The sequence below is a fragment of the Roseivivax sp. genome, assembly GCF_054552075.1.
The window spans coordinates 87312-98846 of sequence record NZ_JBTOLZ010000017.1 but is presented as its reverse complement, the minus strand read 5'-3'; the positions used below and the strand labels follow the sequence as shown (position 1 = coordinate 98846).

Below are 11535 nucleotides of genomic sequence, written 5' to 3'. Positions count from 1 at the left end.
TTGGCCCCTATGCCGGCCTGGTGCTCCTTCAGGATGCCAATGATCTGCTCTTCGCTGAAACGGCTTTTCCGCATCGTCTGTCTCCTCGTTTGGAGAACAGGCTAACTTCAAACCGCGGATTTTTCAGGGGAGCAGGTCACCCGTCATCTGTACGGACCGCGTAGATCGTATCGCCCTCTTTGGCGTCGAGCAGTGCAAACCTAACCCGCTGTCCACGAAACCGGCAGCAGGCCATACATCATGATGCCAAAACAGCAATGTGAGGCCGGACGACCGAGAAGCTGCCTTTTCGAACCGGGGCGGCCTCCTAAGCCGCGCACCTAAACGGATTGTTATTGGAACGAGTCCGCTGAAACGCCCTTGCAGATCTCTGCGAGGACGTTTTACGTTCCAACACGCCCCTTCGTCAAAGCGTCAGCCTTTTTTGGCGCAACATGCTTCGGGGCCTGGGTCCGGGCCCGTCTGATTTCATCGCGTCTCCCAGACATTCTGCTCAGCGACTTCCAGGTATCGCGCAAGAACAGAGACTGATCTCCAGCCGCCGGCCCGCATGATGGCTGGCGTGTCAAAGCCGCGTTTGAGCAAATCCTGCGCGGCGCCGACCCGCATGGAATGCCCGCTGAAGGCTCGGACCTCCTCGGGCGGACACCCCGCACGTTTCGCAGCCGTCTTTATGACGGTCTTGACCGTGGTGTCGCTCAAACTGCGATCGATCGGGTGATCTTGATAGATAGGGCAGAACAGCCAATCGGTGACGGAACCGCGCCAATCCTGCCAGGCGCGAACACGTTCGGCTGTGGCGACCGACGTGGAGGCCAGACGCCCCTGCCCCTCCTGGTCGGCTTTGCTGCGGCGGATCAGCACCCGGAGCGTACCATCGGAGCGCGGTTCAAGATCGGGATCGCGCAAGGCAATCAATTCCGAGCGGCGGGTCATGAGCTCATATCCGAGCGCCAGCATTGCTCCGTTGCGCAAACCCCAGGGCGTATTGGGTTGGACCGCCAGAAACCGCTCTAGATCGAAGGCATTCAAACCACGCGCCTGTTTGGGTCTTACCGGTTTGGCGCGCCGCACGCGCCGGAACGCCAGGTTAATCGCTTCGTCTTGCGTTGGATCGGGGAGGTGGAGCAAACGATGCACTTTTCGGATGGCATAGAGACGCCGACGCACCGTTGAGGGCGCTTTGTCCCGCCCTTGGTCTTCGAGGAACGCGCAGATCTGTGCCACGCTGCCCGGGAAGGGATCGCACACCGTCTCGTCGCACCAGGACACATAGGCTTGCACATCATTGGCATAGGCCCGCATCGTGGCATCTGAATATGCCCCATCGAGAGCCTCCAATGCCAATTTCCAATCCAACACGTTACTGTCCTCCGATGGTCAACCGCACCAATTATGATAAATGATTGATCATAACTAACGCTATGTCAATCACGGGACAACAGATTCGCGCCGCGCGTGCCGCCTTGAATTGGAGCGTGCAGGATCTCGCCGATGCAACGGGCGTCGGCTCGGCAACGATTGTGCGCTACGAAGCAGTAGCCCAAGGGCTGCCCAAGTCGCGCAAGAACAATCTCGAGACGCTGCGCAGTTGTTTCGAAGCGGCGGGTATTGTTTTCGTCGGTAGCCCGGATGAGGGGCCTGGCATTCGAATATATGGCTCGAACATGTAGTCGCGCACTTTAACCTCGAGTACGCGCTGGCACAGCATTCTTATACCCCCGAGAGGTCGTCTTGTCGTACGATCTGCCAATGCCATTGACCTCTTGGCACGAGATATAGTATCCGTTGACCACCCAATGCGCAGGATGTGCTTGGATCGAATCCGCTTTTGCGGAGGTGATCGCGCATCCGCTCGTGCCTCTGCATTGTGACAAGAGGCACACCGTGGTCAGAAGCCCAGTTGTTCATGCAATAGCATTGCGCACAGCAAGTTCGGCCAGGACAAGCGTAGCCGTCCCTGCGCTTGGCGCTTTTCCCACCTCAGGCGCTTGCCTTGGTGTAGCGCATGTCAGCTCAGCGGGCATCGCTGGCTGGCCTTCGCACGGTGATCCCTCGGTAGTTCTCGAAGGAAAAAGGTGCTTAGCCATGGCTACTAAGAAAACAACTCCGCCCGACCCGTTAATCCAACTGGCCAACGCCGTTCTTGCAAATGGCCAGAAAACGCTCGAGGAAGTTCGCCCGGCCATGATCGAGACGCTGCAACCGCGGAGCGCGCTTGAGATGCGGCGCGCCCAGGAGATCGCCGGCCTTTAGATCGAGCTCAAACAGCACCTGCGCATGTTCGATGCGTATCTGGTCTCTAAAGCGCAGGATTTTGCCGCCGGGCTTTTTGCGCAAGGTGCCATCAATACAGTTGAGTGAGACGCCAATCCGACCGCCCATGCGGAAGCCCAGGCACTCTTTTCGGAGGATCCTGATGCCCGCAAAACAGCTCTGGACGCCTTGCTGGCGCTCGCTGTAACGCAGGTTGAGCCGTTCGCCCGCGCGCATGACGCACTGGCAGAACCATTCGCGCATCACCAGAGTCGGATCTCTGGTCTCATAAAGCGCCGCAATGAGCTCTTCGAAGACTACGAGATTCTGCGCGTTTCGGCCTCGCGGAGCGCACGCTTCGGCTAAAGCGCGCAACGCCAGATCGCAGGCGCCGCCCGCAGCCCATGGCCCTGCGCAGACTGCGCGTCGTCACGGGCTGACGGCGCCCGTCTGCCCCAATGATGCGCTGGCACAGTATCGGTTGATCCTCGGCAACCCACGGCAAACACGGGTGAGCCATGTCACAAATGAGGTGCACCGGCTGGCATATGTCTGGGCCGAAGCCGAAGCGCGGGTTGAGCGCGCAACAGCGGCAGAGCGCGCGCATCTGTTCGGACGTTTTTCTCATGCTGAAATCCGGGCGCAGGGCGGCGAAATTTTTGCCCCTGTTGCCCAGGATGTGTTGAGTGTGGAGGCCTTGCGCGAAATCGTTCTATCGGATGCGCCCGATATCGCCGGGCGGGTTGTCGCTGCGCAGGAAGCAGCATTCTGGCGTCGAGCCGACCTCCTCGCCCGGTACCGCCGCGAAGCAGAGACGGCAAGGCGCCGGGCTCTTCTGCTCTATGCCCGTGCTGTCCAAGCGGATAACCCTGCTCCGAATGCCGGGCAGCGTGCAGCATTGTAACTTCGCCACTCATACTCTTGTCGGGGGCAGGCGCTTTCGCGCTGCCCCCGACGTGCTCTTTGCCACGACGAAATCCACAAACTCCCGCGGCGACCAATATGTCGCCGCGGGACAAACTCGGTGCGTTGCGCAGACAGTGCTGTGGGCCTACCGTGCAGGCGTTTTCTCGAAACGGACCCGGTCTCTCCCAGAGGCTGTTTTTGCCCGCCTTGAGGGCTCAATCCGCAGACAAGATCAACGCTTTGGACCCAAGGAGATTTCATGCCCTCCATCACCCCCGTTCTCCTCTGCGGCGGCTCCGGCACCCGGCTCTGGCCGCTGTCGCGCAAATCCTATCCCAAGCAGTTCGTGCGCCTGGTGGACGACGAAAGCCTCTTCCAGGCCTCCGCCCGGCGCCTCTCCGGCCCGAACTTCGCCGCCCCCGTTGTCCTCACCGCCAACGACTTTCGCTTCATCGTGACCGAGCAGCTCGCCGCGGTGGAGCAGCAGGCGCAGGGGATCGTGATCGAGCCCGACGGACGCAACACCGCGCCCGCGGTGCTGGCGGCGGCGCTCTGGCTCGCGGACCGGGATCCCGAGGCGCTCATGCTGGTGGCGCCCTCGGACCATGTGATCCGCGATGCGGAGGGCTTCCGGGCGGCCATCGCGGCCGCCGAGCCCGCCGCCCGCGCCGGGCAGCTCGTCACCTTCGGCATCACCCCGACCCGGCCCGAGACCGGCTATGGTTATCTCGAGCTCGCGCCCGGCGCGGACAGCACGGCCGCCTGCCCGCAGCCGCTCTCGCGCTTTGTCGAGAAACCGGACGCGGGCCGCGCCGCCGAGATGCTCGAGGACGGCGCCTTCCTCTGGAACGCCGGTATCTTCCTCTTCTCCGCCAAGGCCATCATCGAGGCCTACCGCCGCCATGCCCCCGCCCTTCTGGCGCAGGTGGAGCCCTCGGTCAGCGAGGCCGAGACCGACCTCGGCTTCACCCGGCTCGCGCCCGGGCCCTGGGCCGCGGTCGAGGACATCTCGATCGACTATGCGATCATGGAAAAGGCCGACAACCTCGCGGTCATGCCCTATGGCGCGGCCTGGTCGGACCTCGGCGGCTGGGACGCGGTCTGGCTCGAGGCGGGCCCCAACGAGGCCGGCAATGTCACCACCGAGGGCGCCACGGCCATCGACTGCCGCGACACGCTCCTGCGCGCCGACACGCCGGGCCAGGAACTGGTCGGCATCGGGCTCGAGGACATCATCGCGGTCGCCATGGACGACGCGGTGCTGGTGGCCCACAAGTCCGAGGCCCAGCGGGTCAAGGAGGCGGTGACCGCGCTCAAGGCGCGGCAGGTCAAACAGGCCACCGAATTCCCGATCGACCACCGGCCCTGGGGCTGGTTCGAAAGCCTGGTCACCGGCAGCCGCTTCCAGGTGAAGCGCATCGTGGTGCACCCCGGCGCGGCGCTGTCGCTGCAAAGCCACCACCACCGGTCAGAACACTGGATCGTGGTCCAGGGCACCGCCAAGGTGACCATCGACGGGGAGGTCTCGCTGGTGACCGAGAACCAGTCGGTCTACATCCCGCTCGGCGCGGTGCACCGGATGGAGAACCCCGGGAAGCTGCCGATGGTGCTGATCGAGGTGCAGACCGGCAGCTACCTCGGCGAGGACGACATCATCCGCTACGAGGATGTCTACGCCCGCGGCCAGGGAGCCAAGGGATGAGCACGCTCACCTGCTTCAAGGCCTATGACGTGCGCGGGCGGCTCGGCGTCGATCTCGACGCGGGCATCGCCTACCGGATCGGGCGCGGCTTCGCCCGGGCGCTCTCGGCGCGGCGGGTGGTCGTGGGCCGCGACGTGCGGGCCTCCTCCGAGGAGCTGGCCGCGGCGGTGACCGAGGCACTGGTCGACGAGGGCTGCGAGGTGCTCGACCTCGGGCTTTCGGGCACCGAGGAGATGTATTTCGCCACCTCGCATTTCGACGCCGACGGCGGGCTTTGCGTGACCGCCTCGCACAACCCGATGGATTACAACGGGATGAAGATGGTGCGCGCGGGCTCGGCGCCGCTCGATGCCGCGAGCGGGCTGGCGCGGATCCGCGCCCTGGCCGAGGCCGACGACTGGGGGAGCATAACCGAGGGTGGCCGGCGCCGCGACGTCGCCGAGGAGGCGCGGCTGGCCTACGTGGCCCGCGTCTTGTCCTTCGTCGATCTCTCCGCCCTGAAGCCCCTGACGATCCTGATCAACGCGGGCCATGGCGCCGCCGGGCCGACCTTCGACGCCCTGGCCGCGCGGCTCGAGGCCCTGGGCGCGCCCCTGCGCTTCACCCGGATGCACCACGCCCCCGACGGCAGTTTCCCCCAAGGCATCCCCAACCCCCTCCTGCCCGAGAACCGCCCGCCCACCGCCGAGGCGGTTCGCGCCGCGGGCGCCGATTTCGGCGTCGCCTGGGACGGCGATTTCGACCGCGCCTTCTTCTTCGACCACGAGGGCAGTTTCATCGACGGGGAATACGTCGTGGGCCTCCTGGCCGAGGCCTTCCTGGCCAAGACCCCCGGCGCCACGGTGATCCACGACCCGAGGATCATCTGGAACACCCAGGACGTGGTCGCCCGCGCCGGTGGCCAGGCCGTGCAGGCGCGCACCGGCCATGCCTTCGTGAAACAGGTGATGCGCGACCAGAACGCGGTCTACGGCGGTGAGATGTCGGCCCATCACTACTTCCGCGACTTCTGCTTCTGTGATTCGGGGATGATTCCCCTGTTGCTTGTCGCCGAGCTCGTGAGCGCCGGAAAACCGCTCGCCACGCTGGTCGAAGCGCGGAAATCCGCCTTCCCCTCCTCGGGCGAGATCAACTTCACCTTGCCCGACCCGGCGGCCGCCATCGCCCGCGTGCGCGCCGCGTTCGAGCCCCGCGCGGAGGGCGTGGACGAGACCGACGGCCTCGGCATCGACATGGGCGACTGGCGCTTCAACCTGCGCTCCTCCAACACCGAACCGATCGTGCGGCTGAACGTCGAGGCCCGCGGGGACGCCGGGCTGGTGGAGGAAGGGGTGAAGAAGATCAAAGGGTTATTGACGTAGGGTCAATCCGGGCGCCGCACTCGCTTTAAAAGCGACGCGCGGCGCCCTCCCAAGGGACCGTCCTGTGCTCCCTGCCCTCTCCGGAAGGCAACCGGCCGCGCCGTTCGAGCGCGCTCCGAGCACAGGATGCAGCCCGACGCCTGCCAAAAAATTACGCATCGCAAAGGCGCCATTGTCGTCGTGTCTTCACAATAGGCTGACAACTGTTGAACGACTTGCTAGTTTGCCGAGGTGCCGCTGCGACAACCAAGGGTCGGGAGGCAAAGGGTGTGGGCCGTGGTTGCTGATTAAGCACCACGCTGTGCGACGGGATCGAAAGATCCTGTAGCCTTTTGTTATCCTGTGACTTGCAATCCTGAGTTGAAGCGCGCAATTGAACGCCAGGTTATTTTTCCGGCAAGAATTTTGGGTGGAGCTACGAATGTCTTGGGTCACGAACCACGCGGTGCCGCTGCTGGCCGAATACTGGAGCGCGCTGGCGATTGCCGCGGCCGCCGGGTTCTTCTTCGCACAGGCCTTCATCTGGCTCCGCGTCCGGCTCGAGCCGGTCAGCAAGGATCGTGACGACGCTTCCGCCAAGCAGAGCTCCCACGTCGGCAACCCGCCCCGTTGCGGCGGGCTCGGCATCTTCCTCGGGCTTCTGACCGGCCTGGCGGTCAGCGATCTGCGTGGCGAGCCGATGGTCTGGCTCGTGCTTTTCTCGGTTCTGCCGGTGCTCGTTGCGGGTGTGGCCGAGGACTTCGGTCACCGCGTCAGCCCGCGCAACCGCTTGATCGCCGCAGCCATTTCGGCGGCGTTCGCGGTTTACTTGCTCGAAAGCTGGGTACCGCGTGCGGACCTGCCGGGACTGGACTTTCTGATGGCCTACCCGGCCGTCGCGATCGGGATTTCGATCTTCTGCTCCGCCGGTTTCTGCCATGCCCTGAATCTCTCGGACGGGATGAACGGCCTGGCGGCGACCATCATCCTCAGCTCGGCCACCGGCCTGGCGCTGATCGGTTTGAGCGACGGCCTTGTGGTTATGCCCGTCTTCGCCGGCCTCCTCGGTGCGTCCACCCTGGGCTTCCTGCTCCTGAATTGGCCGCTCGGGCGGATCTTCCTCGGCGACGCCGGCAGCTACGGCATCGGACACCTCCTGATCTGGACGGCCTTCCTGCTGGCCTGGGCCTCCGCCGAGATCGCCATTCCGGCGCTGCTGCTGGTGCTTTTCTGGCCCTTCGCGGACACCTTGCACACGATCACCCGCCGCTGGATGGCCGGTGTGCCCGTCTCGGAGCCCGACCGGCTGCACCTGCACCAGGTGGTGCGCCGCGGGCTTGAGATCACCTGGCTGGGCCTCGGCAACCGGCGCGTCTCCAACCCCCTGACCGCCTTGGTGCTCGCCCCCTTCATCGCGGCCCCCGTGGCGCTGGGCGTCACCTTTAACGGCGACGTCATGATGTGCTGGCTGATTTTCGTAGGCTTCGGAGCGGCGTTTGTTGCGCTGCACGCGCTCCTGATCCCCGTGATCCGAGGCAACCGGAACGCGCTTCAGAGAGCTGGCTCTGGCCTGCAGGAAGGCTTTGGGCGTCGCGGGCGCGACGGTGGTGGGTCGGGCACCTACGAGACGCCGTAGGCGGTTCGCCCGGGGCTTTGGATCCTACCCAACCTAGGGATGTCGAAAACATATCGGGACTACAACAGACTGGCAGCCGAGACGCGATCTCGCGCTGCCATTTCTTTTTTCGGGTCCCGCGATCTTCCCGGGCCAAGACAGGCTTATTCCCCTGCCCGACCGCTTTCAGGCGTCAGGGCACGTCAGGGCCAGAGCACCTCCTCACGCCAGCAAATCCTCATAGAGCCAGGCAAACCGCCGATGCTCCGACTGGTCACGGCGGGAGGTGGTGCGGCCGCGGATGTCCTCGGCGCTGTGGGGGACGCGGGGGGCGTCGGGCTGGGCCTCCTCGGGCTGGTCGCGGGTCGGTCCGAAATCCGTCATGGCTGCACCTCCGTGGGTTTGGGCTGGCAAACGACAGGCCGTCGTGGAGGATGAGATAGCGCTCGCGCGGAGGCGGCAAATCATGCCGAGGGGCTGCGACGGCGGGACGCAGCGGGGCTTGAGACCGGTGCTAGAGGAACCGCGGGGTGCAGAGCCCAACGTTCCGAGTGCAGCGGAAGAGGCGGATAAAGTCGAGAGGACCGCTGAAGACTGAACGCTCACCAGAGAGCAAACAGAGTGCCGTGTGCTGAAAGCTGGGCGCTAAAGAACGAGAGCTGAGAGCCTGAAGTCTGGGGTTAAAAGCTTCGGACTGAGACCCTGGGGCTACGGGCTGAGGACCTGAGTGCTGAGGACTGAGGAGCTGAGAGCCGAGAGCCGAGAGCCGAGAGCCGAGAGCCGAGAGCCGAGAGCCGAGAGCCGAGAGCCGAGAGCCGAGAGCCGAGAAAAACAACCGCAACCGCGTGCAACAGCCAACACTCTGCCCCGCACAAAGCGGACGCCCCACACCCCACTCTCAGGAAAAATGGCGGAGACGAAGGGATTCGAACCCTCGAGACGGTTTCCCGCCTACTCCCTTAGCAGGGGAGCGCCTTCGACCACTCGGCCACGTCTCCGCGGACCCTCCTAATGGTCCGGGCCGGGGGGAACAAGCGGAAAATCCGACCTTTTTGCCCCCGCCCCGCGGCGTCTTCAGGTGTTGAAGAGGAAGTGCATCACGTCGCCGTCGCGGACCACGTAGCCCTTGCCCTCGGCGCGCATCTTGCCGGCGTCCTTGGCGGCCTGCTCGCCGCCGAGCGCGACGTAATCGTCGTAAGCGATGGTCTCCGCGCGGATGAAACCCTTCTCGAAATCGCCGTGGATCACGCCGGCGGCCTTGGGCGCGGAGGTGCCCACGGGGATCGTCCAGGCGCGGGCCTCCTTGGGGCCCACGGTGAAATAGGTCTCGAGCTTCAGGAGGTTGTAGCCGGCCTTGATCAGCCGGTCCAAGCCGGCCTCCTCGAGGCCCATCTCGCCGAGGAACATCTCGGCCTCCTCGCCCTCGAGCTGGGAGATCTCCTCCTCGATCTTGGCCGAGATCACCACATGGGCGTTGCCCTGCTCGGCGGCCATGCGCGCCACGGCCTCGGAATGGGCGTTGCCCTCGGCGGCCTGGTCCTCGGGCACGTTGCAGACGTAGAGGACAGGCTTCGAGGTCAGGAGCTGCAGCATCCGCCAGGCCTTGAGGTCGTCCTCGGCCACTTCCACCACGCGGGCCGGCTTGCCCTCGTTCAGCGCCTCGAGCGCGAGCTTCATCAGGCGCTCCTGCTGGACCGCCTCCTTGTCGCCGCCGCGCACCTTGCGGACGATGTTCTGCAGCCGCTTCTCGAGGCTCTCCATGTCGGCGATGATCAGCTCGGTCTCGATGGTCTCGGCATCGGCCACCGGGTCGACGCGGTCTTCGACATGGGTGACGTCATCGTCCTCGAAGCAGCGCAGCACATGGGCGATGGCATCGACCTCGCGGATGTTGGCGAGGAACTGGTTGCCGAGGCCCTCGCCTTTGGAGGCGCCCTTCACCAGCCCCGCGATGTCCACGAAGGTCATCCGCGTCGGAATGATCTGCCGCGACTTGGCAATGTCGGCGAGCGCGTAGAGCCGCGTATCGGGCACCGCCACCTCGCCCACGTTGGGCTCGATCGTGCAGAAGGGGAAATTGGCCGCCTGCGCCGAGGCGGTCCGCGTCAGCGCGTTGAAGAGCGTCGACTTGCCGACATTCGGAAGCCCGACGATACCCATGCGAAAGCCCATAGTGTCCTCGCCTTTCGGTGTGAAGGATGCTGCGCCGCGCTTCTAGTGGGGGGCCGCCTCGGGCGCAAGGCTCCGCCCGGTCGCGGCGAAGGTCGGCAGGGCGCGGGCCCAGAACCGGTAGAGCAGCATGACCGAGGCCGCGCCGAGGCCGATCACCAGCCCCGCCCAGATGCCGACCGCGCCCCAGGGCAGGACGAAGCCCGCGATCCAGGCCGCCGGCAGCCCCAGCGCCCAATAGGCGATGGCGGCCATGACCATGGGCACCCGGGCGTCCTGCACCCCGCGCAGGAGCCCCAGCGCGATGACCTGCGCGCCGTCGACCAGCTGGAACAGCGCCGCCATGGCCAGAAGCCCGGTGCCCGCGGCGATGATCGCCGCGCGGTCGGGGTCGGCGGGATCGAGGAAGATGCCGATCATCAGCTCGGGCAGGGTCAGGAAGACCACGATGGCCAGGACAGAGGCCGCGACCGAGAGGATCAGCGCCGCCCAGGCGCCCTTGGCGAGCCGGTCCGCATCCCCTGCCCCGAAGGCATTGCCCGCCCGCACCGTGGCGGCGTTGGAGAGCCCCAGGTGGAACATGAAGGCCGCGGTGGCGAGCTGGATCGCGACGCCATGCGCGGCCAGCGGCACCGTGCCGAGCCAGCCCATGAGCACCGCCGAGGCCGCGAAAAGCCCGACCTCGGAAAGGTTCGTCACCCCGATCGGCCAGCCCAGGCGGAAGACCGCGCGGAAGCTCTCCCAGTCGGGGACCCAGAAGCGCCCGAAAAGATCGTGGTCCGGCAGCTTGCGGTCGGAATAGAGCATGGCCCCCGCCAGCGCCACGCAATGGGTCAGGACCGAGGCCAGCGCTGCGCCGCGGATGCCGAGCTCGGGCAGGCCCAGCCGCCCGAAGATCAGCGCGTAGTTGAAGACCACGTTCAAGACCGCGGCGACGGCAGTGATCAGGAAGACCGCGCGGGTCTCCTCGAGCGCGGCGAGGTAGCTTTTCAGCACCATGACCCCCAGCGCCGGCAGAAGCCCCAGGCCCGCGATCCGCAGGTAGTCCTGGGCCATCTCGGCCAGGGGCGCCGCCTGCCCCAGCCCGAGGAGCATCGGGCCGGAGAACCAGAAGACCGGCATGGAGAGCGCGAAGAACAGGATCGATAGCCAGAGCCCCATGCGCGTCACCCGCCGGATGCGCGTCTCGTCGCCCTGCGCGGCATAGCTCGCCACCATCGGCATGACCGCGAAGGCGAAGCCCGCGCCAAGCAGGAAGAAGACGATGAAGACCGTATGCGCCAGCGTCAGCGCGGCCAGTTCCTCGACCCCGTACCAGCCCACCATGATCGTGTCGGTGAGCCCGATGGCGAACTGCGCCAGGTGCCCGCCGACAAGCGGCAGGCCCAGGATCGCCACGGCGCGCATATGGCCCGGAAGGGTGGTCGGATGACGGCTCATGCCTCCCCGCTTATGCCGCCCCCGGAGCGGCGGCAAGAGCGGGTGAAGCGCTTCAACCTTGCAACTTCCGCGCGCAGGGAGATTTGTGGTACCTTGCTACTATTGGC

10 protein-coding genes and 1 tRNA gene are annotated in these 11535 nt (G+C 65.5%); 5 read left to right on the top strand and 6 right to left on the bottom strand.

Annotated features, from left to right (window positions below; genetic code table 11):
- Positions 1-468: 468 nt before the first annotated feature.
- Positions 469-1362, bottom strand: a complete 894-nt coding sequence (locus ACX938_RS13585; RefSeq protein ID WP_459431454.1) for a tyrosine-type recombinase/integrase — start codon at positions 1360-1362, stop codon at positions 469-471.
- A gap of 62 nt (positions 1363-1424) precedes the next feature.
- On the opposite strand from ACX938_RS13585, the gene ACX938_RS13580 reads away from it, so the two are divergent.
- A complete protein-coding gene (locus tag ACX938_RS13580) occupies positions 1425-1673 on the top strand; it encodes a helix-turn-helix domain-containing protein (RefSeq protein WP_459431453.1) in 249 nt (82 codons plus the stop codon).
- 448 nt (positions 1674-2121) lie between these two features.
- Here the strand turns inward: ACX938_RS13580 and ACX938_RS13575 are convergent, their stop codons facing one another.
- Positions 2122-2520 carry a hypothetical protein gene (locus ACX938_RS13575; protein ID WP_459431452.1) on the bottom strand — a complete coding sequence of 133 codons (399 nt, stop codon included), beginning with the start codon at positions 2518-2520 and terminating at the stop codon, positions 2122-2124.
- Between the two features lie 247 nt (positions 2521-2767).
- On the opposite strand from ACX938_RS13575, the gene ACX938_RS13570 reads away from it, so the two are divergent.
- The 4 genes from ACX938_RS13570 (at position 2768) to ACX938_RS13555 (ending at position 7840) form a co-directional block, all read left to right on the top strand.
- Positions 2768-3160 carry a hypothetical protein gene (locus ACX938_RS13570; RefSeq protein WP_459431451.1) on the top strand — a complete coding sequence of 131 codons (393 nt, stop codon included), beginning with the start codon at positions 2768-2770 and terminating at the stop codon, positions 3158-3160.
- 261 nt (positions 3161-3421) lie between these two features.
- Complete coding sequence (locus tag ACX938_RS13565) at positions 3422-4864, top strand: mannose-1-phosphate guanylyltransferase/mannose-6-phosphate isomerase (RefSeq protein ID WP_459431450.1); 1443 nt, start codon at positions 3422-3424, stop codon at positions 4862-4864.
- On the top strand, positions 4861-6225 hold the full coding sequence (locus tag ACX938_RS13560) for a phosphohexomutase domain-containing protein (protein ID WP_459431449.1): 1365 nt from the start codon (positions 4861-4863) through the stop codon (positions 6223-6225). Before ACX938_RS13565 ends, ACX938_RS13560 begins: the two co-directional genes overlap by 4 nt.
- A 421-nt stretch (positions 6226-6646) precedes the next feature.
- Complete coding sequence (locus tag ACX938_RS13555) at positions 6647-7840, top strand: MraY family glycosyltransferase (protein WP_459431448.1); 1194 nt, start codon at positions 6647-6649, stop codon at positions 7838-7840.
- 201 nt (positions 7841-8041) lie between these two features.
- Here the strand turns inward: ACX938_RS13555 and ACX938_RS13550 are convergent, their stop codons facing one another.
- The 4 genes from ACX938_RS13550 to ACX938_RS13535 form a co-directional block, all read right to left on the bottom strand.
- Positions 8042-8203 (bottom strand): hypothetical protein, encoded by a 162-nt coding sequence (locus tag ACX938_RS13550; RefSeq protein ID WP_459431447.1) that lies wholly within the window; start codon positions 8201-8203, stop codon positions 8042-8044.
- 524 nt (positions 8204-8727) lie between these two features.
- Positions 8728-8817 (bottom strand) — tRNA-Ser (locus ACX938_RS13545).
- A gap of 76 nt (positions 8818-8893) precedes the next feature.
- Positions 8894-9991, bottom strand: coding sequence for a redox-regulated ATPase YchF (gene ychF / locus ACX938_RS13540; RefSeq protein ID WP_459431446.1), 1098 nt, complete (start codon positions 9989-9991; stop codon positions 8894-8896).
- 42 nt (positions 9992-10033) lie between these two features.
- Positions 10034-11428 carry an MATE family efflux transporter gene (locus tag ACX938_RS13535; RefSeq protein ID WP_459431445.1) on the bottom strand — a complete coding sequence of 465 codons (1395 nt, stop codon included), beginning with the start codon at positions 11426-11428 and terminating at the stop codon, positions 10034-10036.
- Positions 11429-11535 lie beyond the last annotated feature (107 nt).

Excerpts from the sequence above, each read along its gene's own strand:
- ACX938_RS13580 (WP_459431453.1), top strand. The coding sequence starts at position 1,425 with ATGTCAATCACGGGACAACAGATTCGCGCCGCGCGTGCCGCCTTGAAT.
- ACX938_RS13575 (WP_459431452.1), bottom strand. The coding sequence starts at position 2,520 with ATGCGCGAATGGTTCTGCCAGTGCGTCATGCGCGCGGGCGAACGGCTC.
- ACX938_RS13565 (WP_459431450.1), top strand. The coding sequence starts at position 3,422 with ATGCCCTCCATCACCCCCGTTCTCCTCTGCGGCGGCTCCGGCACCCGG.
- ACX938_RS13560 (WP_459431449.1), top strand. The coding sequence starts at position 4,861 with ATGAGCACGCTCACCTGCTTCAAGGCCTATGACGTGCGCGGGCGGCTC.
- ACX938_RS13555 (WP_459431448.1), top strand. The coding sequence starts at position 6,647 with ATGTCTTGGGTCACGAACCACGCGGTGCCGCTGCTGGCCGAATACTGG.
- ACX938_RS13550 (WP_459431447.1), bottom strand. The coding sequence starts at position 8,203 with ATGACGGATTTCGGACCGACCCGCGACCAGCCCGAGGAGGCCCAGCCC.
- ychF (WP_459431446.1), bottom strand. The coding sequence starts at position 9,991 with ATGGGCTTTCGCATGGGTATCGTCGGGCTTCCGAATGTCGGCAAGTCG.
- ACX938_RS13535 (WP_459431445.1), bottom strand. The coding sequence starts at position 11,428 with ATGAGCCGTCATCCGACCACCCTTCCGGGCCATATGCGCGCCGTGGCG.